This window comes from Pseudobutyrivibrio sp. LB2011 (genome assembly GCF_000701765.1).
Lineage (GTDB): Bacteria > Bacillota > Clostridia > Lachnospirales > Lachnospiraceae > Pseudobutyrivibrio > Pseudobutyrivibrio ruminis.
Genome location: NZ_JNJS01000002.1, coordinates 377,427 through 404,279, shown reverse-complemented (window position 1 = coordinate 404,279; position 26,853 = coordinate 377,427). Strand labels below are relative to the sequence as shown.

Annotated in this window: 21 protein-coding genes; 4 read left to right on the top strand and 17 right to left on the bottom strand. The window is 39.9% G+C overall.

The window, feature by feature from the left end; translation table 11 throughout:
* Positions 1–128 precede the first annotated feature (128 nt).
* Complete coding sequence (locus tag T375_RS05380) at positions 129–701, top strand: cytidylate kinase-like family protein (RefSeq protein ID WP_044935903.1); 573 nt, start codon at positions 129–131, stop codon at positions 699–701.
* Here T375_RS05380 and T375_RS05375 read toward each other — a convergent pair.
* From T375_RS05375 to T375_RS05350, 6 genes are all read right to left on the bottom strand, one after another.
* Positions 687–1,859 (bottom strand): MalY/PatB family protein, encoded by a 1,173-nt coding sequence (locus T375_RS05375; protein WP_044936240.1) that lies wholly within the window; start codon positions 1,857–1,859, stop codon positions 687–689. The two genes, T375_RS05380 and T375_RS05375, sit on opposite strands and share 15 nt — an antisense overlap.
* A 47-nt stretch (positions 1,860–1,906) precedes the next feature.
* Positions 1,907–2,791 (bottom strand): DUF3737 family protein, encoded by an 885-nt coding sequence (locus tag T375_RS05370; protein ID WP_044935900.1) that lies wholly within the window; start codon positions 2,789–2,791, stop codon positions 1,907–1,909.
* Positions 2,792–2,909: 118 nt separating this feature from the next.
* Positions 2,910–4,535, bottom strand: coding sequence for an Mbeg1-like protein (locus T375_RS05365; protein ID WP_044935897.1), 1,626 nt, complete (start codon positions 4,533–4,535; stop codon positions 2,910–2,912).
* Between the two features lie 105 nt (positions 4,536–4,640).
* A complete protein-coding gene (locus tag T375_RS05360; protein WP_049960305.1) occupies positions 4,641–6,617 on the bottom strand; it encodes a beta-galactosidase in 1,977 nt (658 codons plus the stop codon).
* A 93-nt stretch (positions 6,618–6,710) separates the two neighbouring features.
* Positions 6,711–9,092 (bottom strand): ribonucleoside triphosphate reductase, encoded by a 2,382-nt coding sequence (locus tag T375_RS05355; protein ID WP_044935895.1) that lies wholly within the window; start codon positions 9,090–9,092, stop codon positions 6,711–6,713.
* A 283-nt stretch (positions 9,093–9,375) separates the two neighbouring features.
* Positions 9,376–10,338 (bottom strand): tetratricopeptide repeat protein, encoded by a 963-nt coding sequence (locus T375_RS05350; RefSeq protein ID WP_081821985.1) that lies wholly within the window; start codon positions 10,336–10,338, stop codon positions 9,376–9,378.
* A 115-nt stretch (positions 10,339–10,453) separates the two neighbouring features.
* Here T375_RS05350 and T375_RS05345 point away from each other — a divergent pair, with 115 nt between their 5' ends.
* On the top strand, positions 10,454–11,728 hold the full coding sequence (locus T375_RS05345; RefSeq protein WP_044935893.1) for an HlyC/CorC family transporter: 1,275 nt from the start codon (positions 10,454–10,456) through the stop codon (positions 11,726–11,728).
* Here T375_RS05345 and T375_RS05340 read toward each other — a convergent pair.
* The 3 genes from T375_RS05340 to T375_RS05330 form a co-directional block, all read right to left on the bottom strand.
* Positions 11,691–12,302, bottom strand: a complete 612-nt coding sequence (locus tag T375_RS05340; RefSeq protein WP_155952441.1) for a hypothetical protein — start codon at positions 12,300–12,302, stop codon at positions 11,691–11,693. The genes T375_RS05345 and T375_RS05340 overlap by 38 nt on opposite strands.
* 256 nt (positions 12,303–12,558) lie before the next feature.
* Entirely contained in the window at positions 12,559–13,080 is a 522-nt protein-coding gene (locus tag T375_RS05335; protein WP_044935889.1) for a peptidylprolyl isomerase, read from the bottom strand.
* Between the two features lie 179 nt (positions 13,081–13,259).
* Entirely contained in the window at positions 13,260–14,120 is an 861-nt protein-coding gene (locus T375_RS05330) for an Mrp/NBP35 family ATP-binding protein (protein WP_044935887.1), read from the bottom strand.
* Positions 14,121–14,522: 402 nt separating this feature from the next.
* Here T375_RS05330 and T375_RS05325 point away from each other — a divergent pair, with 402 nt between their 5' ends.
* Positions 14,523–15,299 carry a threonine/serine exporter family protein gene (locus tag T375_RS05325; RefSeq protein ID WP_044935885.1) on the top strand — a complete coding sequence of 259 codons (777 nt, stop codon included), beginning with the start codon at positions 14,523–14,525 and terminating at the stop codon, positions 15,297–15,299.
* On the top strand, positions 15,299–15,766 hold the full coding sequence (locus T375_RS05320) for a threonine/serine exporter family protein (protein ID WP_044935882.1): 468 nt from the start codon (positions 15,299–15,301) through the stop codon (positions 15,764–15,766). The genes T375_RS05325 and T375_RS05320 overlap by 1 nt, the downstream gene beginning before the upstream one ends.
* On the opposite strand, the gene T375_RS05315 is transcribed toward T375_RS05320, so the two are convergent.
* From T375_RS05315 to T375_RS05280, 8 genes are all read right to left on the bottom strand, one after another.
* On the bottom strand, positions 15,720–17,474 hold the full coding sequence (locus T375_RS05315) for a glycoside hydrolase family 2 protein (protein ID WP_049960303.1): 1,755 nt from the start codon (positions 17,472–17,474) through the stop codon (positions 15,720–15,722). The genes T375_RS05320 and T375_RS05315 overlap by 47 nt on opposite strands.
* A gap of 145 nt (positions 17,475–17,619) precedes the next feature.
* Positions 17,620–19,053, bottom strand: a complete 1,434-nt coding sequence (locus T375_RS05310; RefSeq protein WP_081821984.1) for an MATE family efflux transporter — start codon at positions 19,051–19,053, stop codon at positions 17,620–17,622.
* A gap of 68 nt (positions 19,054–19,121) precedes the next feature.
* Positions 19,122–20,165: an electron transfer flavoprotein subunit alpha/FixB family protein gene (locus T375_RS05305; RefSeq protein ID WP_044935879.1), complete on the bottom strand. Its 1,044-nt coding sequence runs from the start codon at positions 20,163–20,165 to the stop codon at positions 19,122–19,124.
* Between the two features lie 18 nt (positions 20,166–20,183).
* Entirely contained in the window at positions 20,184–20,966 is a 783-nt protein-coding gene (locus T375_RS05300; protein WP_044935876.1) for an electron transfer flavoprotein subunit beta/FixA family protein, read from the bottom strand.
* A gap of 39 nt (positions 20,967–21,005) precedes the next feature.
* Positions 21,006–22,175, bottom strand: a complete 1,170-nt coding sequence (locus T375_RS05295; RefSeq protein ID WP_044935874.1) for an acyl-CoA dehydrogenase — start codon at positions 22,173–22,175, stop codon at positions 21,006–21,008.
* 203 nt (positions 22,176–22,378) lie between these two features.
* On the bottom strand, positions 22,379–23,251 hold the full coding sequence (locus T375_RS05290) for a 3-hydroxyacyl-CoA dehydrogenase family protein (RefSeq protein WP_044935872.1): 873 nt from the start codon (positions 23,249–23,251) through the stop codon (positions 22,379–22,381).
* 16 nt (positions 23,252–23,267) lie between these two features.
* On the bottom strand, positions 23,268–24,470 hold the full coding sequence (locus T375_RS05285; RefSeq protein WP_044935870.1) for an acetyl-CoA C-acetyltransferase: 1,203 nt from the start codon (positions 24,468–24,470) through the stop codon (positions 23,268–23,270).
* Positions 24,471–24,852: 382 nt separating this feature from the next.
* Positions 24,853–26,796 (bottom strand): glycoside hydrolase family 127 protein, encoded by a 1,944-nt coding sequence (locus tag T375_RS05280; RefSeq protein ID WP_155952440.1) that lies wholly within the window; start codon positions 26,794–26,796, stop codon positions 24,853–24,855.
* Positions 26,797–26,853 lie beyond the last annotated feature (57 nt).

Below are 26,853 nucleotides of genomic sequence, written 5' to 3'. Positions count from 1 at the left end.
ATATGAATGAGTGCTCAAATTAAAGAATTAGTTGTTAGAATATTCACACAACTACTGGAGTTTTATGATATTATACTAATAGGATTTTTTTGAGCGAAAACTAGAATTTAATGAGAGGAGGCTCTTTTATGTACGACTACATAGCAATAGAACGTAAATATGGTAGTGGTGGTCATGAGATTGCTGATAAGCTTGCAAAGAAGCTTGGATATCAGCTTTACGATCGAGGAGTTGTTGTTGAGACTTGCAAGCGAATGGGACTTCCTTATGATCAGGTTTCTGGAATGGACGAACAGACTCCTGTAAAAGCTATTTTTAAGGCTTCAGGAACTGACAATACTTCCATGGAAGAAAAAATCTATAATACTGAGGTAGAAATCATTAAAGAAGCTGCCGAAAAGCCTGGCTGCGTTTTTGTTGGTCGTTGCGCAAGCGAAATTCTAAAAGACAAACAATGCCTTAAGGTTTTCATTACCGCAGATGATTCTTACCGCATGAAACGTGCAATTAACGTGGAAAATATTGAAGCCGACAAGGCTGAAGATGTAATGAAACGTTTTGACAAAAAGCGTGAGAAATTCTTTACCACACATTCTGGATATAAATGGGGCTCCACAGACTACTTCGATATAGTTCTCAATGTAAGCGAACTAGATGAAGAAGCCTGTGTTGCAATGCTTGAAGCATTAGTTAAGTTTTAAATATGCATCAATTCCACATTTTAATCTATCAAGGCCATCCTGTAGGGTGGCCTTTGTGCATGCCACATTCATACGAAGGAAATTGGCGCCTGTGCCACCGTAAGCTGTACCAGCTGACAGGTAAAGACCTGTTTCTTTTCTGATAAAGGCAGCAAGCTTATCACTTGATACTCCTATAGTTGAAACATCAATCCACAAGAGATATGTAGCATCTCCGCGGACCACATGAAGCTGTGGAATGTTGGCATCCACATACTCTTCTACAATACGTCTGTTTTCAAAGAGATATTCTCTGAGTTCGTCTAGCCACTGCTCCCCCTTAGTGAAAGCAGCAACTGCCGCATGAGCTGCAAATACATTTGGCTCTGCAACTTCGTCTGTATTTATTCCTCGCCATACCTTGTGACGAAGGAATTTATTTGGAACAAAAATAGCTGCTGTCTGAATTCCAGGGATGCTGAATGTCTTTGTAGGAGCGATGCAAGTGATACTGATGTCCTTGCATGTTTCTGACACCGAAGCAAATGGAACATACTCCTTGCCTGGTGCTGTCAAGTCACAGTGGATTTCATCTGATACCACGGTAACCCCATACTTCTTTGCAAGCTCTCCTACCTTGGCCAAATCTTCCTTTGACCAAATCTTACTAACCGGGTTGTGAGGGTTGCAAAGAACCATAAGACTAGCCTGTGGATCAGACATTTTCTCTTCCAGATCCTCAAAATCCATTGAGTATACACCGTTTTCATACTTCAACGGATTTTCAAGGACTCTACATCCATTATTTACAATGCTATTGAAAAAGATATTGTATACAGGTGTCTGGATAATAACCTTTTCATTTGGAGTAGTAAGCTTACGCACAATTGATGAAAGTGCAGGGATTACCCCTGTACAAAACATCAACCAATCCTTTTCAATTTTAAGGCCATGACGGCGGTCCCACCATGAAATATAAGCCTGATACCAATCGTCATCCACATCAGTGTATCCAAACACACCATGTGCCACACGCTGCTGAAGTGCCTCTATTATTTCTGGGGCGGTCTGAAAGTCCATGTCTGCCACCCACATAGGAAGTTCATTTTCCTTCACATCCCATTTCATGGAATCTGAGCCACGTCTGTTTGTGTCTAAATCAAAATTATACTTTCCCATAATTGTCCTAAACCCTGTCATATTCAAAATCTTCGCTATGCTCGATTTTAAATATGAGCTCGCCATTCAACTATCTCCTCTTTCTTTCCAACTGCCTGGCATTTGATAATAGTCTTTTCAGGATCAACGAAATCCTTCTCTACAATTAATGTTTCAATCTCAGGTGCTGAAATAGTACCGCTGATTGGGTTAAATACGCTGTCAATCTTGTTTGTAATCTCTACATCGATATTATTTGCATACTCAAATGAAAGTGTTGTATTGATAAGCTTGCAATTCTTCATTGTAAGATTGTCGATGTAGCAAAGTCCCTGAAGACTCTCGATTGTACAATTTACAAAAGTAAGATTCTTAGCATTCCATCCAAGGTACTCACCGCAGATGTATGAATCATATACAGTAACATTCTCTGTATTCCAGAATGCATCCTTTGAAAGGATAACTGAATTTCTGATAGTAATATTCTTGCCACCATCGAATGAATAGTTACCATCAAGTCTGAGATTATCAATTTCGATGTTCTCAGAGTTCATAGCAAAGTAATGTCCCTTTGCTGTAACATCCTTAAGATTGATGTTCTTACACATCCAGAATGTCTCTTCTGCATTTGTAAGGTCTACATTATCAAGTGTTACTCCATCACATCTTCTGAAATTCTTTGGAGCTGTGATAAGAGAATTCTTAATTTCGATATTGTTTGTGTACCATACACCAGAACGAGCCATCTCGAACCAGTTACAGTTTTCTACCTTTACATTGTTTGAATACCAAATTGGATACTTCCACTTAAACTGAGAGTGGTATACCTCTATATTCTTGCTTTCCTTTAATGGTGACTCGCCCTCATCAAAGATTGAATCATAAATTACAGCATCCTCTGCTGCATAAAGAGCTCGCTCGCCCTTGAAAAATTCTTGTCTATATTCCTTCATATTGCTATAACCTCCGAATTCATACTTATAATACTTCCTAAAGTTAACTTTAGGTCAAGGTATGTTTTCAATTTTATTCACGACATATATTCTAACACCTAAATTTGATTTTGTAAAATTAAATAGCGCGTCTTGATGTTAAAATTCTGTTAAATATCATTATAAGATTGATAATTCCGTCGGTAAGTAACACAATTCCAAGAAATACCATATACCATCCCAAAGTATCCTTTGGCGCTACCAAAATGAATCCTCCCAATATAATGAGGATAGAAATTTCAGCTATAAGCTTTATCTTTTCGCCACGTCTTTCTTTCTTTTCTGTTCTCTCACAAAGATTTCTGAAAGCAATGGCATTGCGGTAGGCCCAAGCTAAAAATGATACGCCAATTACTGCACTACCTATTAAGAAAATGGCATCTTCTTTTACAAGAAGCATAGCGTATACACCAACCATTCCAAGACATATATATACTCTCGCAGATTCTTCCTGTAGATTCCATTTTGCCTTGTATAAGTGCCTGATAGTAACGGCTATCTCAAACACGATTACTGCAAACAGCGCCAAGCTAATGGCTGTCTGTAAAATATACTCTGGAATAATGAACAGAACTACACTACATAAAATCATGCCCACATATGGAAGCCAATCCTTCTTTTTAATCTCTTCCTTTATCTTTTTAGCCTTCTTTTCATCTGGCGCTTTGTCTAAAGCTGCTGTAATAGGCAGTTTCCAGAAAGTCTTTACAGTCTCTTTATCAAGAGCTAAAAGCTCAATCAAAATCTTTTCTATGGCGAAAGGTCCCTTCGCCACTACCTGACTGGTTGTTTTAATGCCTGCCTTATCGATAGCATTAAACAAATCGTTAACAAAGCTTGTTCGCTTAGTATTGTTAACACTTTCTATCCACTGATTAAGAACCTGATTTATAAAAACGCATCCCGGATCAAAGCCGTCGCTAACGAAAGGATTTCCATGAGCAACTGCCCAGGATGTAGGGTCATGCTGCATGACACCTTCATTTGTGCTCTTTACAATTACCTGTGGAATATCGTGTTCTTCAAACAGCTGTCCAAAGATAGAATACTCCGGAACATATCTGGTTGCTTTATCTTTTATTTTTGAAACACAGGATTTATCGCATACTTCCGGACAAAGTCCTGGGCCATCATTCAGATACACATGCTCTATCCACTTTTGATATTCGTCTGAAATATGTGTAGAAGCATAAAGCGCAAGATTGGCACCTTTGCTGTGACCTGCCACTATTACCTGATGTTTTTCATCGAAGGCTTCTTCCAAATAAGCTAAGGCTTTCTTTTGTGCCTCAGTCTCAGTAAAGCTTATCATGAAATCTTCCTTCCAGCCTGCCATGGTATCGTCCGTTCCACGATATGCAACGAATCTGATTTCATCTGTCAAATCAAAGGTCATAGCAGAAAACTGGGCTGATATTGATTCATCCAATACATCCTCATGCTTTACTAAAAGCATTTCTCCGTATCTTTTAGAATCGGCAGCTAAAGTAACGATTTCTTCTTTGCCATAGAATGTGCCCTGGATTCCAGTTTTGGCCATCACTTCATAAACAACATCCCTAAATGGTCTAGGCTTGTCGAGCTTTACATCCTCAAGTATCAGATATGCAAGCTTACACAGGATAAAGTTGTCCACCTCTTTAAGTGGCTTCTCCTGAAATGAGTAGTCTTTGTACCATTTTATATAATCGATTACGTTATCCATATTATGCTCCACAGATTATAAAAAAATAATAGTCACTATAAAAATAGTAACTATTACTTTTCCCAAATACAATAAAGCAAATATTAAATTTTTGAAAACTTTTTGTTACTTCAAGCTTTCATCAAAATCCATATAGACTTCTTTATTCAAAGGTGTGTAAACCATGTATGTTTCTTTACCATAGATAAGTGATGCTGGGATTTCCCATGGCTTGCCATAGTAATAACAGTCGGCCACCAGCTTTCCATCTGCAATAATCTGTGCCACATCAAATTCCATATTAATAGAAACTAGTCCTTCTGGACTATCCACAGATAGCTTTTTGCATTGCAACTCTTTTCCACCACATACTGAAAACTCCTCTGGATAATCCAGCTCAGGTGTATAAACACTGTCCTCAATTTTAAGATTTGTGTGGCATATTCCCTTGTTGATATTTCTTTCAACATAGACTTTTCCATCCACTTTTCGCAAATATAGAGCCACTTCCCATGGGATAGTGACTATAGTTAAATCTCCTACCTGGTTATGGCTTACATGGGTAGAATCATCCACCGCAATCACCTTTCCATCCACAGAATACTCAGGCTTTACACCAGGCACTGCTGCAAAGAACAGAGTATTATCGTCTTTGCAAAGCAATTGAGCTGTGGCATAGTCTATATTATGATTTGAAAATGATAGATTAAATGGCAGAATAAATGCCACATCACCTTTTACATCAAACTGTGGGAACTTTACACTTCCAGTGTCTATCACTACATCCTTAATATCATTTAGCTTCAAGCTTCTCTGATGATGATTTATAAACACAAAACCACTGTGTCCATCAGTACGCATAGCATATCTTAGGCTATCTGCATCATCAGCTTCCACAAAAGTCTGGCTTCCTACATGCTCCATTGGTGCCAGAATATCACCAAAATCATTTATAAACATATGGAGCAAATTACAAAGTCTATATTGATCCCTGACCTGGCCATACTGACCAATGCAAGTCATGAAATCGTAATTCAAGATTGCATAATCATTAGGATATCCAGTAGCCTTGCTTTCATGCAATGTGGAAAGCGCACCAAGTTTGTTAGTGCCCCCATGATACATGTAGTAACCTACCAGATTATTTCCGCATCCTAGCTTTACCAGGCTAAGTGCATAGGCATCCATTGGCGCCACATACGGCCTACGTATATACGAAGTAGGAAGTCCACTGCCCAGCTCACAAGTAGCAAATGGATAATCCTCATAAGGAAGTCTCCAGCCCTCGTCATCTGTTTCATTAATCAAATCTACACCTATGGCAGCATCATTTCTGATGGTATTAAATGTGAAGTGATGTGATGGAGAAAGTGGCTTTGTATGATCTAGCCATGGAGCATCCACATATCCACCAAACACTGGCAGAAATTCCTTTACTGGAAACTTTGCTCCGTACAATCTATCCCATCCTGTCACAGTCCAAATAGGCACATCAAAACCAATTGAAACAGCTATTTCCTTGAGCTTTCCTAAGTGTTCGCACTGATCTACAAGCTCATTTTCAATCTGAATACCTATAATAGGGCCACCGTCTTTGAAGAAAAGCCCCTGCACCTGCTCATAAATCTTTGAATACCAGCCTCTGACACATTCCAAATATCCAGCGTCATTTGTTCTCAGCTTGTAGCCCTTTTTCAAAAGCCAATCAGGGAAACCACCATTTCTAACCTCTCCATGGGCCCATGGTCCAATCCTTAGCATCACAGTAAGACCTAGTTTTTGGCACAGCTCTACAAAATATCGCAGATTTCTGTCTCCAGTAAAATCATACTGTCCTTCTATCTCCTCGTGATATATCCAAAACACATAGAAAGCCACTGTTGTGATTCCGCCAGCCTTCATCTTGGCCAGCTCCATCTCCCAGTCACTACGAGGATATCGCACAAAGTGAAACTCCCCCATTATTCCAATCCAAGGCTTGCCATCCTTCTCAAGGTACAAGCTATTTACCTGATAGCTACTTCCATCTGCTCTAACCTGCCCCAAATTGAGATGATTACGTTTTATCTCAGCCTTCTTGTACTCTTTAAAACCGTATTCCATTTTCCTTCTCCCTATTTTTAAACTAAACCTATAATAACAAAAAAAATACTCTTATGGATGCCATAAGAGTATTTTTCATTTTAAAATCTTTGTTTAGTTTTCATCCACATATTTCTGGATATTGCTTGCGTTAGCATAACGCTTAACATCATCGCCGTTAACTACTACAAGAGTAGGCGCCTGCATAACGCCATATTTCTTTGTCATATCAACCTGTTCCTCAGCATCTACAAGGATGTAATCCTCATCCTCAAGGATCTCCTTTGCTCTAGCGCAGTTTGGACATGTCTTTGTAGTGAAGAGATATTTAACACCTGTTGTTGGCTCCTCTGAAACTACCTCAAGGTTGATTTCAGGCTGTTCAGCCTTTGCTGCCTGCTTTTCTCCAGCACGGCGGCATATAGAACCTGCAATATCGTAAAGCTTACGGTTCTTGTACTCCTGAGCCTTTCCTTCGTTCCAGTTCTGTACTGGACGATAGTAACCAGTGATACGGCTGTAAACCTCTGCTGTCTTGCCACAGTGTGGGCATGTGTAGTGCTCACCAGCGATGTAGCCATGATCCTTACATACTGAGTATGTTGGAGACAATGTGTAGTATGGAAGCTTGTAGTTTTCAGCAATCTTACGTACAAGATTTGCTGCTGATTCCCATGTAGGAAGCTTCTCGCCAATAAATGCATGGAATACTGTTCCAGATGTATAAAGTGTCTGGAGCTCATCCTGAACATCAAGAGCATCAAAAATGTCTGATGTGTACTCTACTGGCATGTGTGAGCTGTTTGTATAGAATGGTGTGTCGCCTTCTTTACCTGCTGTAATGATATCTGGGAACTGCTCTCTATCATGCTTTGCAAAACGGTATGTTGTAGACTCAGCTGGTGTAGCCTCAAGGTTGTAAAGGTCGCCGTACATCTCCTGATAATCAGAAAGACGCTCACGCATGTGATTAAGGACATCCTTTGCAAACTCCTGTGTCTTCTTGCTAGTCATATCTGCACGAAGCCAGTTTGCATTAAGACCTACTTCGTTCATACCGATAAGACCGATTGTAGAGAAGTGGTTGTTGAAAGTTCCAAGGTATCTCTTTGTGTATGGGTATAATCCCTCATCAAGAAGCTTTGTGATAACGCCACGCTTAATCTTAAGTGAACGCGCGCTGATATCCATAAGCTTATCTAATCTAGCATAGAAATCTGCCTCATCCTTTGCCTGGTATGCAATACGAGGAAGATTGATTGTAACTACACCTACAGAACCTGTGCTCTCGCCTGAACCAAAGAATCCACCTGACTTCTTGCGAAGCTCACGAAGATCAAGACGAAGACGGCAGCACATAGAACGAACATCGCTTGGCTCCATATCGGAATTGATGTAGTTGCTGAAGTATGGAGTACCATACTTTGCAGTCATTTCGAATAATAGTCTGTTGTTTTCTGTGTCAGACCAATCAAAATCACGAGTGATAGAGTATGTAGGGATTGGATACTGGAATCCACGACCGTTAGCGTCGCCTTCGATCATGATTTCAAGGAATGCCTTGTTAACCATGTCCATTTCCTTCTTGCAGTCCTTATACTTGAAATCCTGCTCTTTACCACCAACGATAGCTGGAAGCTCTGCCAAGTCGTTTGGTACTGTCCAATCAAGAGTGATATTTGAGAATGGTGCCTGTGTACCCCAACGTGATGGAGTGTTTACACCGTATATAAATGCCTCAAGGCACTTTTTAACTTCCTGATATGAAAGGTTATCAGCCTTAACAAATGGTGCAAGATATGTATCAAATGATGAGAATGCCTGAGCACCAGCCCACTCATTCTGCATGATACCAAGGAAGTTTACCATCTGGTTGCAAAGTACTGAAAGGTGCTTTGCTGGAGCAGATGTAATCTTTCCTGTGATTCCACCTAAGCCCTCCTGAATAAGCTGCTTAAGTGACCAACCTGCACAATAACCTGTAAGCATTGAAAGATCATGAATGTGGATATCTGCATTGCGGTGTGCCTGTGCAATTTCCTCATCATAAATCTCTGAAAGCCAGTAATTAGCTGTGATTGCACCAGAGTTTGAAAGAATAAGACCACCTACAGAATATGTAACTGTGGAATTCTCCTTAACTCTCCAGTCCTCAACCTTAACATAGCTATCTACAACGTTCTTGTAATCGAGAACTGTAGACTTCATGTTGCGCATCTTTTCACGCTGTTTTCTGTAAAGAATATATGCCTTAGCAACATCTGTATATCCAGTCTGCTCAAGTACGTTTTCTACTGAGTCCTGAATATCCTCCACCGAGATCTTGCTTTCTTTAATTTTGTTCTGGAAATCAGCCGATACTCTAAGCGACAATAATCCGATAATATCGTCGTTGTATTCCTTTCCAGTAGCTTCAAAAGCCTTTGCTATCGCATCGTTAATTTTGCCTAAATTGAATTCTGCGACTTGACCATCTCTTTTTACAACATCAAACAATTCTACTCACCAAATATTCCTTTCTCTAGTATCCTTATAATGTCAAAAAAAGGACTCCCCCTCCACCTTCTTTCAAGGCATTTTCGACTTGGTTATATGTTATCAAAATATAGGGTGATATTCAATTTAAAAAGACTAGATATTGTGCTTTTCGTCATAATTACCTAAATTGCTTCCAAGAATTTGATTATTTTCTAAGTAGAATCACGTTTCAACACACACAATATTTGGTATTTTAACACAAAATGGACACACCATATATAGTGTGCCCATTTTACGTATTTTATCTTGTCTCCAAGAATATTAACTCTTTTGATGCCTCTTCATCATTTGGATAACTCTCAAGATATTGTGTCAACACATCCTTAGCTTCTGAGTATCTTTCCAGCTTTTCAAGTGCTGCAACCTGTCCCTTCATAAGTTCAGACATATTGTCTATTGAATCCAGACTCAACCCTGCCTGATAGTATCCTAAGGCGTTTTCATAGTTGCCATTTGTCATCTCAATATCACCTAGTGCTGCAAGAGCGCTACTGGTAACTTCATCTGATGCAGCATACTCTTCTAACAGAGTCTGTGCTGAATCATAGTCCCCAGAATCCTGATATAGCTTTGCCAGATAAAGCTTTGCTTCTATTACATCTTTATCAACTGCTGCCTGAAGGTATTCCTGAGCATCAGCGGTTTGACCAAGCATGTAGTATATTCGGCCTTTGTAGTATTTTGCATTGGCTGATTTATCAGATACATCCAAAGCATTGTTTAAATAAACCAATCCCTGATCCGTGTAACCTAAAGAATTAAGGTTTTCATAAATCTGTATATATAATAGGTAATTCTTTTCATCAATGGCTACAGCAGCATCATAATCTGTGATGGCCTCTCCGATTTCCCCTTCTGTTGCATAAATGCTTCCTCTAAGGAAGTAGGCCTCGTAATTATCGCAGTCATATTTGATAAGGTAAGTGTAAGTCTTTACTGCATCGTCAAATGAACCTGCGGAGAACTGAGCTGCTGCTTTGTAATAGTTAATGTCTATCTCTAAATCAGTAACCTTACCAATGGATTTGGCAAGTGCCTGGTCGAAAAGGGTGATGGCTTCTTCATAGTTTCCTGCATCCATCTGCTCAATTCCCTGGTCTCTCAAGTCGATTTCAGACTGGCTATATTTACCACATCCTGCAAAGGATGCTGTCATTATTAAAGTTAGTAATACACATAGAATTCTTTTTCTCATAGCATCCATTTTAGCAAAGATGAACCCCTTTGGGTAGGTTATCCTTGCAACAACTTTTTACCATATGTATAATTCTAGTTATTAACTGACGAAATAATATTTTTGGTAAAAGGAGCATACATTATTGGATACACACCTGTTAATTAGACTGATAATTCTCATATTATTGTTAGTCCTTTCCGCTTTCTTTTCATCAGCAGAAACAGCACTAACAACAGTAAATAAAATCAAACTGAAAACTATGGCAGACGATGGCAATAAGAAAGCCGCCAGGGTTTTAAATGTTGTCACCCGTCCTAAAAAAATGTTATCTGCCATACTAATAGGAAATAACATTGTGAACCTGTCAGCATCTTCCCTTGCAACAACCCTTGCAATAGACATATTTGGCAGCGTTGGAGCAGGAATCGCTACAGGTATTCTTACATTATTAATATTGATATTCGGCGAAATCACTCCAAAGTCTATAGCAACTATTAATTCCACATCCCTCAGTCTTCTATTCGCACCTATAATCAGTGGACTGATGTGGTTGCTTACTCCAGTTATTATAATAATTAATTTCCTGGCAGGACTTTGTATAAAGCTTTTTGGAATCGATCCTGATTTCAAGGATGACACTATAACTGAGGATGAGCTTAGAATAATGGTAGATGCCAGCCATGAAAGTGGTGAAATTGAAGGCGATGAGCGCACCATGATACACAAAGTGTTCGACTTCTCTGATGCTTGTGCAAAAGAAGTTATGATTCCGCGTATCGATATGACCATGGTTGACGCTGATATCTCTTATAACGATTTAATATCAGTGTTTAAAGAAGACATGTTTACACGACTTCCTGTTTGTGAGCCAGACAGTGAAAAAATTATCGGCATGGTGAATATGAAGGATTTCCTTGGACTTGTTCCAGGTGATGACTTCTCTGTTAGAAACTACCTTCGCGATGTTTACTTTACTTATGAAATGAAAAACGTATCTGATCTTTTTGATGAGATGCGTGAAGAATCTACAACAGTCTCCATTGTTTTGGATGAATATGGTGATTTATCCGGAATGATAACCATGGAAGACTTGTTGGAAGAAATTGTTGGCGAGATTCGTGATGAGTACGATGAAGATGAGGAAGACCCAATCGTACGTCTAAACGATAGAGAATACCAGGTTCTCGGTTCAATGAATCTAGAAGATTTATGTAATATAATCCCTCTAGGATTTACAAGCGAAGACTATGATACCATCGGCGGATACATAGTTGGAGCCTTCGATCATTTTCCAAACGCCGGTGAAACCTACGTATCAGAAAATGGCACCATAGTTCGCGTGCTTGCAGTTGATAAAAAGCGTATCACAAAGCTTAGAATCAAATTACCTTATCAAGATACTGCTCCACAAGAATAGTTACATTGATTATTAGACCCAGACTAGCTACAGTTTGAAAGATTTCTTTCATTCTGTGGGCTGGTTTTAGGGTCTTTTTTTCTACTGCATCATTTCTTGCAAGTTTTCTGTCACGGAATTCCTCATCTACAACAACACATTCATAATCCAGAACAATGAACAAAACTACTCCAATTGTATTGACAACAATAAATATAAACAGGGTAATATTTAGTCTACTTCTGAAATATAACGCCAAATTTGCAATCATAAAAATTGTCTTTTCAATTATGTAGATAAGCCTGTTAGTATTTAAATGTTCTTGCAGCTTTTTTCTGGAAGTTATCCACAATTCCAATTGCTCTCGAAAATACTCCAACGTATCTTTGGTCAATTTTCTATCCTTGCTGTTTATAAGATACCCATTTAATAGTCTAACGGGTTCACAATATAAAGCTTTCGTCATATATCTAAATCCGCTATTGGGGTTTTGTAGACTTAAAGCCTTAAAAAGCAACCTCTGTAATGCCTTGCAGGATGCGGTATTCAAGTAGCATTCCTGAAGTAAGCTCTCCCTTTGCACTTTTCTTTCCATTAAATAAAGCATTCTATTGAAATATAGCTGTTTCATGCGAAAAGCCTTATTACTTCTGTGTTTATGGCAAAAGGCGGCAAGTATAGAAATAGCCTCTACTCCTATCCATAAAGCAAAACAAAGCCTTAAATTATTAAGTTCCATAATATTATTGGGATATGAATGAAATAAATGAAAAAGCGACACGCAAAACGCGTGCCGCTATGATATCACAACATTATGATTGTGGCAATAGTTGTTTTAGCAAAGCTAATAATTAGTACTTCTCTGGTTCTGGATACTCAACTCCGAAAGTCTCAACAGTAACCTTCTTCATCTTCTGCTCGTTAACAGGTCTATCTGACCAGTCTGTATCTGTCTCAGCGATTTTGTTAACAACATCCATACCTTCGATAACCTTACCAAATGCAGCATAGTCGCCATCAAGATGTGGGCTATTCTTGTGCATAATGAAGAACTGGCTACCTGCTGAGTTTGGCATCATTGTACGAGCCATTGAAAGTACACCTGGCTCATGCTTTAAATCGTTCTTAAAGCCATTGCTTGTAAATTCACCCTTGATAGAGTATCCTGGGCCACCCATACCTGTTCCATCTGGATCTCCACCCTGAAGCATAAAGCCCTTGATAACTCTATGGAAGATAACTCCATCATAGAAGTTGTGGTTAATCAAGCTAATAAAGTTATTAACTGTGTTTGGCGCAATCTCAGGATAAAGCTCAGCTTTCATGATATCGCCGTTTTCCATTTCGATTGTAACTACTGGATTCTGTGCCATAATTAATTCTCCTAATCCACCGTTTGCGCCTACGACGCAACAGTTTTCTTAATAATTTATTCTAGTTTTAACAATACTTAGTGAAGCTGTCTTTAACAAGCTATTATATTTCTTAAGTGAGACGTGTTGTCGAACGAAGAAATCATAATGCTTGTTAAAGTAACAGCTGGACTTAAGTATTATAAAGACTCGAGTACTTGTTTAGCCCCCTGGAGGTACTCGTTAGGTACATCATAGATGCGTCCTGCATCTGCAGCTGTTGCGAAAGCTCTATCCAGTGGCATCTTGCCAAGTACTGGAATATTAAGGCTTGCTGCAACCTCATCGATGTGGCTCTCACCGAAGATTTCGATTTTCTTTCCACAATCTGGGCAGGCAATATATGAATAGTTTTCAACAAGGCCAAGCACTGGAATGTGCATCATATCTGCCATGTTGTATGCCTTCTTAACAATCATCTGTACTAATTCCTGTGGGCTTGTTACGATAACAATTCCGTCTACAGGAAGTGACTGGAAGCATGTAAGAGGAACATCACCTGTTCCAGGTGGCATATCTACGAATAAATAATCGATATCGCCCCACTGTGTGTCTGTCCAGAACTGCTTTACAACACCTGCGATAACTGGACCTCTCCAGATAACTGGTGCTTCCTCATCCTCAAGCATAAGGTTGATAGACATGATTTTTGTACCGTCCTCAGCAACCTCTGGGAATGTACCGTCATCGTTAGCCATAGCTGGGCCGTGTACACCAAACATCTTTGGAATAGATGGGCCTGTAATATCTGCATCAAGAATACCAACACTATAACCTGCTCTAGCCATTACACCAGCAAGTGAAGAAGTAACTAATGATTTACCAACTCCACCCTTACCAGATACAACTCCGATAACATGTTTTATATTAGAATTCTTATTCTGTTCTTCTAAAAATGCTGTATTTCTAACTCCTTTTTTTGCTGCCTCTGCAGATGGACAGCCTTCACAAGAGCCTCTGCTACAAGAACTAGCTGAAGCACATGTTTCTTTCTCTGCCATTATTAGACCTCCTAATTTCTGTAATCCGTCAAACATTATATCACAATTACCTTAAATGCCCTACAATTCATAGGTTTATTTAAGAAAACATTAATAAAAATTGCCTTGTTGATATTAGTCTCAACCAGCAACTTGACTTATCCACAATTTCCACAATGGATTTTTTTCAGTTGAGGATAACTTCTATTTTCCATGTTATTAACATATTTATCCACAAATTGCACTCAATCAAAATGCCAACAAACGTTGAATTTATCAGCGATAACGTTTCAGTGATACACATTTCAACGAACAAAGTTTTCCCCAAAAGTTATCCACAATTGTAAATAACTACACATTTGGTTGAAAAACTTCTGTTAATAATGGATAATCAAAGTAGAATTTTTATTTTAGGGAGCAACAATGTCAGATACAAAAAAAGTATTGTCCTTTGCTGTGGAACTAGGAGACATTCTTCTTAGAAATGGAGCAGAGGTTTACAGGGTCGAGGACAGTGTCCTCGCCATTTTAAATTCATATGATATTACCGACTGCGATGTGTACGTATTGAGTAACGGAATATTCGCAAGTGCAGATGAGGTTACCGAGCACGCCAGCTCAATGATCAGACATGTACCGATGTATCCAACCCACTTAGGACGTATCGCTGGGCTGAATGCTTTATGCCGTGAAGTCTGTTCAAAAGAGATCACACTAGATGAAGCATGGGCAAAGCTGGAAGAATGTAAACGAATTCCTTCTTACAATTTTCCAATGTTGATAATTGCCACTGCCATTGGATGTGGTGGATTTTCTTATCTATATGGAGGAACAGTTTTAGATGCTTTAATCGCCTGCATAGTTGGTGCAGTCCTTAGATTATTCCTTCATTTTGAAGCACGCATGGGTAATTCCAAAACAATTACTAACGTATTAGCAAGTATGGTTATATCCCTTACTGCTATTCTCTTTTATGCAGTAGGGCTTCCAGTTCACTATGACAAAATAATCATCGGTGCAATTATGCCATTAGTACCAGGTATTCCTCTTACTAACAGCATTCGTGATTTTATCAACAGCGACTATTTGTCTGGCTCTATTCGACTTATAGACGCCCTTCTTACAGCCTTCTGTATTGCTGTAGGAGTTGGTGTTGTAATCACCTTTGCTCATTTCATAGGAGGAGGTGCTTACATCTAATGATAGCTGATTACATAATTCAATTTATAGTAGCTATGGTAGCCACATTAGCTTTTGCAATGATTTTTTCCGCACCAAAGTCAGAGCTTCTATTTTGTGGAATTTCTGGTGCCATTGGCTGGATATCCTACTCTATAATATCCTCCTTCCTTGGTGCACCAACACTTGGAAACATGATAGGTTCTTTGTTCCTTACACTGTTTTCACGTTCACTGGCTGTAAAAAGAAAAAATCCCGTCACCGTGTACCTTATAGCGGGAATATTCCCATTGGTACCTGGTGCCGGAATCTACTATACTTCTTACTATTTAATTATGAACAACATGGAAACCTTCGGTTCTTACGGGTTATCCACCATCAAAACAGCAGGTGCAATCGTAATGGGAATCATCTTTGGTATGGCATTCCCTCAGAGCTGGTTTAATACAGTTTTTGCACCTTCCTGTCATAAGTCATCAAGCCATTAACCTCATCTTCGATGTCAGTAGCTTGAGTGAACACCGCAGCACTTAGTCCCTCTTCCTGGAGGGACTTTATTTTTGCCATAAGCTCATCATAAGCATTCTGCAACTCATGTTGCTGTTGATATTTTTTGTATCCATAAACAGCGTCTCTCTTCACGTGAGTCCCCACTTTAAGAGAATATCCGCCATATTCAGAGATAACATAAGGTCTTCTGTTTCGCTTTACCTTTAATTCTTCAAAATAAACATGCTCAGAGAAAACATCTCCACAACCCTCATGGAACCATCCAGAAGCAGCATCAATAGGCCTTGTATCATCGATTTCTTCGGCAAAATCAAGGCAACCTGCAGCATCAAACTGCCCCCATCCCTCATTAAATAGGCACCACTGGCCTAATGAAGGTACATTATAAAGCTGATGCATCATTTCCCTGCATTCCTTAAACCATACTTCCTTTGATTTTTCAGTATTTCTTCCGGTAAATCTAAGGAAAAGTCTGTTTTTATCCTTTGCATTACCAAATGGACGCACCACAGTGGGAATATTGCAAATCATGTTCATATCGTATTTTGTGCCGCCATTGACAATATCCTGCCATACAATCATTCCTAGCCTGTCACAATGGAAATACCAGCGCATAGGCTCAATCTTGCAGTGTTTGCGAATCATATTGAAGCCCAATGATTTGATGGTTTCAATATCATTTATCATGGCTGCATCAGATGGTGGAGTCATAAGACTCTCAGGATAGTACCCCTGATCTAATATACCGTTCATAAAATAAGGCTTATGATTCAATGTAAGGCGAGGAATTCCCTTTTCGTCCCTAGCCACACCAAAATGCCTCATGGCAAAGTATGTAGAAAAACTATCCTTGCCATAGCTTATATTTAAAAAGTAAAGTACCGGGTCTTCTGGTGACCACAGCTGATACTGATTGAGTTCTATAGTCACATAAAGCTTATCATCCTTGATATTATCAACCCTGTACTCTTTTATTAAATCTTGATTTGAGGATGATATATCCAGATGTCCCTTCATTTCAGACACCTTTATTATCATATTTAGCTTATTTCCATCAATGTCTGGATTAATCTTTAAATCCGTCACAAAAGCATCTGGCACCCATTCCATCCATACTGTCTGCCATATGCCGCTTTGTGCTGTATACCACATGCCTGATGGCTCAATGCTTTGTTTTCCTCTAGCATATCCAATTCTGTCTGTATAGTCCCTAACCTTAACTTTTAGCTCGTTATTTCCCTCTACAACATAATCTGTGATATCAAAGGTAAATGCAGTAAATCCACCTTCATGGGAGCCTAAATTAATGCCATTTAAAGACACATGAGCCACCTGATCTACCGCTCCAAAGTGAAGTAACAAATGCTTTGATCTTTTCACCTTATCTATCTCAAATACCTTTGTGTATTCCAATGTTTCCTCTGGAAGAAGGATGTGCATATCCGTACCAGAAAGCTTAGTTTCTGGTGAAAAAGGGACAAGTATACTGCCCGAACTGCATACTTGTCCCTTACCATTTATAATTCGATAGTCCCACTGACCATTTAAATTAATATAAGATTTGCGCTGAAGCTGAGGACGTGGATACTCTAACAAGCCTTCAAACTTATAGTCTGTTGAAAGCTCATAAGTCTTTCCATCCTTATTAGGCTTAGCAATAGCTCCAAGCATTTCTTTCCAATACATAACTAACCCCCTAGTCCGCCTGTCACGCTCACAAGCATGATAATTCTACGCTCGAGCATTTCTCGCTTTAGAATTATCATAGCTTGTTAGCTACAGGCTCATTTAGTGTAAAGTTCTTGTCGCTTAACGTTTATTAATTTACGATTTAAATTCTCACCTCGGACGCTTTACGCTTTACCCAACCACGATATACCACTACGAGGCAGATGCTGTGGACGCTAAGGGTCAACAGCCAGCTTCCAGGGTATGAGAAAAACAGTACTGATTGTGTATGATGAACGTGGAAATATGTGGCAATCCAGATTAATCTGGTTACACATGCTCCCAACAACGACACTATCATAGGAACTGTAGAACGTCCCAATCCTCTCAGCCCACCTGTTAGTGTATCCATGACTCCACAAAGGAAATATGGACAGCAAACCCAGAAAAGACGCAGGGTTCCGGCTGCTATTGCATCTGCACTGTCTGTGTAGATACCAAGCAGTGGAGTTGCAAAATGGTAGGCTAAATTGCCCATTGTAAGACCAACTACAATTACTATACCAAGTGTCTCAAATATAACCTTCTTAACACGATGCTCATCTCCAGCTCCATAGTTCTGACCAACAAAGGTAACAGTAGTTTGAGATACTGAGTTCATTGATACATATACAAAGCCTTCGATGCTGGCAGCAGCTGACGATCCAGCTATTACCGCTGTACCAAATGAATTGATTGCCGACTGAATAACAACATTAGACAGAGAGAAGACAGTTCCCTGAATTCCGGCAGGTAATCCAATTCTTATAATACGATTTAATATTCTCTTATCTATTTTAATCTTAGAAAACTCAAGTCGTAATGCATCTTCTTGCTTCATAAAGAACCCAACTAATAAGAAACAAGAAATATAGCTAGATGTGGCAGTGGCAATAGCAACTCCTGCGACACCCATATTGAAACAAATAACCAGGATAAGATTAAGAATAACATTTACAACACCGGCAATAGTAAGGAAAACAAGAGGATGAGTAGTATCTCCTGCTGCCCTAAGAATTGCTGCCAGGAAGTTGTACAGCATGATAGCTGGCATTGCAATAAAATATATACGAACATACAATGCAGCCAAGCCAATAACATCTTCAGGTGACCCCATTATCTCAAGTATAGGTCTGGCCAAAAACAATCCAACAAATACAAGAAATACGCCACAAATCAATGAAAAAGCAGTACTTGTATGAACTGTCTTTTTAACGTCGTCATGTTGATTTGCGCCATAAAACTGAGCTGCGCATACATTTGCACCAACGGACATACCAATAAACAAGTTAGTCATTAAATTTATAAGAGCACCTGTGGAACCTACGGCTGCTAGACTCGCTTCGCCAGCAAAACGACCCACTACTATTACATCAGCTGCATTAAAAAGAAGTTGCAAAACACCTGATAAAATAATAGGTATTGTAAAGATAATTAATTTGCCCAAGAGCGGGCCATGGATCATATCGATTTTTTTTGAATTATTCATAGGTTGATTGTAGCACTTTAACATGCAAAATAAAAGCTTGAGGGCAAGCCCATCTGGACTTGCCCTCATAAAATTAAAGAAAGAAATTATAGGAAAAATCTATACTTCTAAAAGAATAGATATTGCCCTTAAAGGAATTATTTTGAAGCAACCTCAGCCTTGAGTGCCTCTGTAAGAGCTGGAAGAATCTTGTTAAGATCTCCAACGATACCGTAATCAGCTACGTCAAAGATAGGAGCTGTCTCATCTTTGTTGATAGCAATGATGATATCTGACTCTTCCATACCTGCTGTATGCTGAATAGCACCAGAGATACCGATTGCAAAGTAAACGTTAGGACGAACTGTCTTACCTGTCTGACCTACCTGAAGATCCTTTGGCTTCCAGCCAGCATCTACTACTGCACGTGAGCAAGATACTGTACCACCAAGAACCTCTGCAAGATCATCAAGGAGCTTGAAGTTCTCTGGAGAACCAACTCCACGACCACCAGATACAAGGATCTTTGCATCCATGATATCTACTGTTGTTGCAACGTTCTTTACGATGTTAAGAATCTCAACGAATCTATTGTTTTCCTTAAGCTCTGGCTTGAAGTTAATAACTTCTGCCTTGCGACCTGCCTGCTTTTCAAGCTTCTGCATAACACCTGGACGAACTGTAGCCATCTGTGGACGGTTGTCTGGGCATGCGATTGTAGCGATTGTGTTTCCACCGAATGCTGGACGAGTCATAAGAAGCTGATTGTGCTTCTGCTCCTGACCTTCTCTAGCCTGAAGTGGGAAATCACCAATCTCAAGTGATGTACAGTCAGCTGTAAGACCTGTCTTAACTCTAGCTGAAACTGTAGGACCAAGATCACGACCGATAGCTGTTGCGCCAACGAGCATGATTTCTGGCTTGTACTCATTAATATAAGCTGTAAGAGCCTGTGCATATGGCTCTGTACGATATGTTTCAAGTGCTGGATTATCAATAACAACAACCTTGTCTGCACCGTACTCAGCGAGCTCATCTGCAAGGTTAGCAATGTTGCTACCAAGTACTACTGCTGTTACATCTGTTCCTAAATCTGCTGCAAGCTCATGTGCCTTACCGATAAGTTCGAAGGCAATTGAGCTAAGTTTATTATCAACCTGCTGAGCGAATATAGCTACGCCCTTGTATTCTTCTAATGACATTATATTTGCCTCCTCTTATTAAATTACATGCTTTTCTTTAAGCTTGCCAACGATATATTCTACTGACTCCTTAGGATCAAGTGCAACCTTCTCGCCTGCACCCTTACGTACCTTATCAGAAGCCTTTGCAATCTTTGTTGGAGAACCAGCAAGACCGATGTTTGCATCATCAAGATCTGTAAGATCATCACGGCCCCATACTGTTACTTCCTTATCATAAGCATCAAAGATTCCGCCTGGAGTCATATAACGTGGCTCGTTGAGCTCTGAAAGAGCTGTAATAAGACATGGCATCTGAGCCTTAATCTCATGATATCTGTCTTCGTACTGACGCTTAACGATTACGCTGTTTCCTTCAACCTTGATGTCCTCTGCATAAGAGATAACTGGAAGGCCAAGGTGCTCAGCGATCTGTGGACCAACCTGAGCTGTATCACCATCGATAGCCTGACGACCTGTGATGATAAGATCATAATCAAGTTTCTTTACTGCAGCTGCAACTGTTGAAGATGTAGCCCATGTATCTGCGCCACCGAGGCGTCTATCTGTAACAAGTACTGCTTCATCAGCGCCCATAGCAAGAGCTTCACGAAGCATATCATCTGCCTTAGGAAGTCCCATTGTAAGAACTGTAACCTTTGCACCTGTCTCATCCTTGATACGAAGAGCAGCCTCAAGGCCTGCCTTGTCATCAGGATTCATAATTGCGAGCATAGCTGCTCTATCAAGAGTTCCATCTGGGTTAAACTTAACGCCGCCCTTTGTATCAGGAACCTGTTTAATACATACTACGATATTCATGTATTTAATCTCCTTTAACTTAAATGCTACTAATCAAAATTATTTGAGCATTGAGCCAGAGATAACCATTCTCTGAACCTCAGATGTTCCCTCATAAATTTCTGTAATCTTTGCATCACGCATCATGCGCTCAACATCGTACTCTCTTGTATAACCGTAACCACCGTGGAGCTGAACAGCCTTTGTAGTAACAGCCATAGCAGCCTCAGCAGCGAAAAGCTTAGCCTCAGCAGCTTCTACAGAGTAGCTTGTCTTGTGATCAACAAAATACTGATCCTTTGTGCAAGCAGCCTTGTAAACAAGATACTTAGCAGCATCCATACGAGCCTTCATATCAGCAAGCTGGAATGATGTATTCTGGAATGCAGCGATTGGACGACCAAACTGCTTTCTCTCCTTTACGAAATCAATTGTCGCGTCGATTGAGCCTTCACCAATACCAAGTGCCTGAGCAGCGATACCAATACGTCCACCATCAAGTGTGTGCATAGCGATACCAAATCCCTTACCTCTCTGTCCAAGGAGGTTCTCCTTTGGAATACGGCAATCCTGGAAAATAAGCTCGTATGTAGAAGAAGCACGGATACCCATCTTCTTCTCCTTTGTACCGAATGTAAATCCTGGTGTGTCCTTCTCTACGATGAATGCAGAGAACTTCTTAGACTTACGTCCCTTAGCATCTTCAACGATATCTGTAACTGCGATAACGATGTAGATGTCAGCTTCCTTACCGTTTGTGATGAAGCACTTAGAACCGTTAAGTACCCAAGAATCTCCATCTTCAACAGCCTTTGTCTGAGCACCCTGAGCATCTGTACCAGCGCCTGGCTCTGTAAGTGCGAATGCACCAAGCTTCTTACCACTTGCAAGTGGAACTAAGTACTTCTGCTTCTGCTCTTCTGTACCATATGTAAGAATAGGATCGCAGCAAAGTGATGTATGTGCTGAAACGATAACACCTGTTGTACCGCAAACCTTTGAAAGCTCCTCTACGCACATGATGTATGTAAGAACATCACATCCCTGTCCGCCGTACTCCTTTGGTACTGGAATACCCATGAAGCCATACTTCATCATCTTCTCAACGTTCTCACGTGGGAAGCACTCTGTCTCATCAATTTCCTGAGCAACTGGCTTAACTTCATTCTGAGCGAAATCTCTGAATAACTGTCTAGCCATCTCATGCTTTTTATCTAATGTAAAATCCATGATCTGAATCTCCTTAATTTATTGTTAGAATTCATTACTTTAGTTATTCTCTCGCCTGTTACACTTACAAGACTGATGAATTCTCCGCTCGACTAAATGTCTCGCTTGAGAATTATCAGAGCTTGTCAGCTACAGGCTATTTTTACTCTGTAGTAATGAATTCAATTTAATTTACATAAAGCCTAATCTGGCTTAATTACGAATTACTGTGCGTCTACAGCTGTCTTAGTACGGTCTGCGTTGTATACGTAGAATCCCTTACCAGACTTGCAGCCAAGGTTACCACCACGAACCATCTTACGAAGAAGTGGGCAAGCACGATACTTGCTGTCACCTGTTTCGTTGTAAAGAACGTCCATGATTGCAAGGCAAATATCAAGACCGATGAAATCACCAAGCTCAAGTGGTCCCATTGGATGGTTAGCACCAAGCTTCATAGCTGCATCGATACCAGCGATATCTGAAACACCTTCCATCTTGATGAAAGCAGCTTCGTTGATCATTGGGATAAGGATACGGTTTACTACGAAACCAGCAGCCTCGTTAACCTGTACAGGAGTCTTTCCGATTTCCTCAGAAATCTTCTTGATTGTCTCTACAGTCTCAGCAGGTGTGTTAACACCAGCGATAACTTCTACAAGCTTCATTCTATCTGCAGGATTGAAGAAGTGCATACCGATCATTGGACGGTTAAGACCATTTCCGATTTCTGTGATAGAAAGTGAAGATGTGTTTGAAGCGAAGATGCACTCAGGCTTAGCGATTTCGTCAAGCTCCTTGAATGTTGTCTTCTTAACTTCCATATTCTCGAAAGCAGCCTCTACGATGAGGTCGCAATCCTTGCAAAGGTCTTCCTTAAGACCTGGAGTAATCTTAGCTAAGATAGCATCTACAGCTGCCTGCTCCATTTTGCCTTTTTCAACAAGTCTTGCATAACCTTTAGCAATCTTGTCCTTTCCGCCTTCTGCCCACTCCTGCTTAATATCGCAAAGAGCTACTTCATAACCATCAACCATAGCAAATGCCTTAGCAATGCCCTGGCCCATTGTACCTGCGCCAATTACGCCTACTTTCATTTTATTATCCTCCTAATTAACCTTCATATTTTTCTACGATAGTTGCGCAACCCATTCCGCCACCGATGCAAAGAGTAGCAAGACCCTTCTTGTACTCTGGGTTGTGAATCATATCGTAAAGTAATGTTACAAGAATACGAGCACCTGAAGCTCCTACTGGATGTCCAAGAGCGATAGCACCACCGTTTGGATTGAGCTTGTTAAGATCGAAGCCAAGCTCCTTACCAACTGCTACTGACTGAGCAGCGAATGCTTCGTTTGCTTCGTATACATCAAGATCATCAATTGTAAGACCTGCCTTAGCAAGAGCCTTCTTTGTTGCTGGAACTGGACCAACACCCATGATTTCTGGAGCGCATCCGCCAAGTGCACCAGCTACCCATGTAGCAAGTGGCTTAACACCAAGTTCCTTAGCCTTCTCCTCAGACATAACAACAAGTGCAGCTGCACCATCGTTGATACCTGAAGCATTACCAGCTGTAACAACTCCGTTTGGATAAAGAGCCTTAAGCTTAGCAAGACCTTCCATTGTTGTACCAGGTCTTGGGCCTTCATCTGTATCGAAAAGGATTGTCTCCTTCTTCTTCTTAATTTCTACAGGAACGATCTCATCCTTGAATGCACCAGCTTCGATAGCCTTGCAAGCCTTGTTCTGAGAGTTAACTGCGAACTCATCAAGCTCTTCTCTTGTAAGCTTCCACTGCTCAGCTACGTTATCTGCTGTCTTGATCATGTGATAATCATTGTATGCATCCCAAAGAGCATCCTTTACCATTGTATCTACTAAAGCACCCTGGCTGTTTGATGGCCATGTCATTCTGTAACCGAAACGACCATTTGGAAGTGCGAATGGAGCAAGTGACATGTTCTCCATACCACCAGCTACAACAACATCAGCGTCACCAGCGATGATCATCTGAGCTGCCTGGTTAACACAGTTAAGACCTGAACCACAAACAACGTTTGTAGTAACAGCTGTTGTCTCGTTTGGAAGACCAGCCTTGATAGCTGCCTGACGAGCAACGTTCTGTCCTAAACCTGCCTGGATAACGCATCCCATGTATACGTGCTCTACGTCCTCTGGCTTGATTCCAGCTCTCTTAACTGCTTCCTTAATTACGATAGCACCTAAGTCTACTGCTGGAGTGTTGCTAAGTGATCCGCCCATTGTACCAATGGCTGTTCTACATGCGCTAGCAATAACTACTTTTTTTCCCATTTTTTCTTTCTCCTTTGTAGAAATAATTTGTTTTCGGTATAGATAAGTACCTTCTTTTGTCAAAATTCCACAATTATCAGCTTTTAAAACTGTTAATTTTTTAACGAACCTCTTCAAAAAAAAAGCGCTCACCTCTCGCCGTCGTTGTGAAAATATTAACACAACTCCAATTTCATTTCAATGAGAATTTTTGTCATACTTTACTATGTAAATGGTAACTTTCAGAATATTCATCACCAAGTTGCTCAATTCTCACACTCCGCTCGTTAAATAATTATCAAGAAATGGCTTATTTTCGTTAAAAAGGAAACCGCAATTTTAAATTGCGGTTTCCGAATTGTGTCTATGCATGTGAAAATTTATTATAAATTCGAACATGCTATTATTCTCTAATCCATACCTGCATCTCGTTTTCGCCTCTATTTGCCCATGCATAATATGGAATAAACTTAATCTTTGTGTTTTCTTTCTTTATTGTTTCTGTGAAGTATAGTGAATTACCGTTATCAACTACAAGTCTTTCAGCTTCCCCCTCAATAACACCTACACCATTCAAAAGCTTTTCGTCAAAATGATATTCAAGCTTATTGTCAGCAGGTAAACTAATATTATTTAGATTGTCACCATTATCGACTCCTTCAATGCAATAGATGAAAGGGCCACGTCCGATTGCAACTTTGCCATTGTTCTCAGATACAAGTGGATTACAATAATAACGTCTTACAGACATTTTAAACTTTAGAACCATGCTGACTTTTTCATTAGCTTCCAATTCCAAATATTGATAGCCTTGATCAGTATTTATAGGTACTTCTTTTCCATCAACTATAAGACACTTTTCGTCTGCCCAACTTGGAATTCTAATTCCAAATCTGATTCTATCAGCCCCTGAATTCTTAACAGAGACTTTCACAGTTTCGTCCCAAGGGAACTCAGTCTCCTGTGTTATTTCCACATAGTTGTTTCCAACGTTGATGTGAGACTCAGAATCAATATACTGATTAAGCAGAATTCCGTTCTCCTTAACTGTATAGATATAGTCATCAAGCGATGTAATCATTCTTGCCAGATTTGGTGGACAACAAGCACATCCAAGCCATGCTGGACGAACAGGCTTTACATGACTTTTGGTAGGATCCAGCTTTGACTTTTTAGGATTTACTTCAAGAGGGTTTACATAGAAGAAATGTTTACCATCAAGTGCCATTCCAGCCAACGCGCAGTTGTACAGTGCTCTTTCCATAACCTCTGCATATTCACTGTCTGGCTCTATTCTAAGCATTTGTCTTGCAAAGAAAATTAGTCCAATTGCAGCGCAGGTTTCACAGTACATGGTGTCATTTGGCAAATCATAATCAAGTGTAAATGACTCTCCTATAACAGTAGATCCAATACCTCCTGTAATGAACATTCGCTTTTCTACAACGTCTTTCCAAAGACGTTTACATGCTTCGAAGATTTCTTTATCTCCTGTTTCTGCAGCTAAATCTGCAAGTGCAGTACACATATATACCAGTCTAACGGCATGACCTTCAGCAGTTTCCTGTTCAAGTATTGGTTTATGATTTTGGAAATATGTGTCAGGCATGTTCTCAATTCCATTTAACGCATTAGGACCATCATATTTCTTTGCCTGCTCTTTGAAAAACTGAGGATTCTTTCCTCTTTCAAGCAAGAAGTACTTTGCCAAATTCAAATAGCGTTTTTCTTCTGTTGCTCTGTATAATCTCAGCAAGCCTATTTCGATTTCCTCATGTCCATCATAGCCATGAATTTTTCCGTCCTCTGGCCCAAAGTTCGCATCAATATTATCAGCACATTTCTTTGCTACATTAAGTACTTTTTCATTTCCTGTAGCATCATGATAAGCCACTGCAGCCTCAATAAAATGACCCATACAATATAGCTCATGGCTGCCTGCTAATCTTTTGTATCTACTATCCAATCCCAAGATTGAAAAGTAAGTATCTAAGTATCCATCCTCTTCTTGAGCATCAGCTATTAAATCAATAACTTCCAGTGCTTTAGCCTCAAGCTCAGGATTCATTTTTTCCCTAAGGGAGTATGCTACGGCCTCCAACCATTTATACACATCACTGTCCTGAAAAGTCCAACCATAATGTGTTCCTTTTTCTCGTCCTGCTGCAATTTTAAAATTAGCAATTGCATGGCTTTTCTCGTTTGGGATTGAATCGTCGTTTCTTTCCTTCTCAATAACGATATCCGCCTGGTCGTTTAAAACGCTCCACTGAAAAGGAATCATTTCTGTCCTTACAAGTCCGCGATATCTTCCCCAAAACTTTGATGTAATACTAATCTGCCCCATGGTAATTCCCCCTTTTTTCATAAAAAATGAAGTCACTATTAAAAGTGACTTCATAAT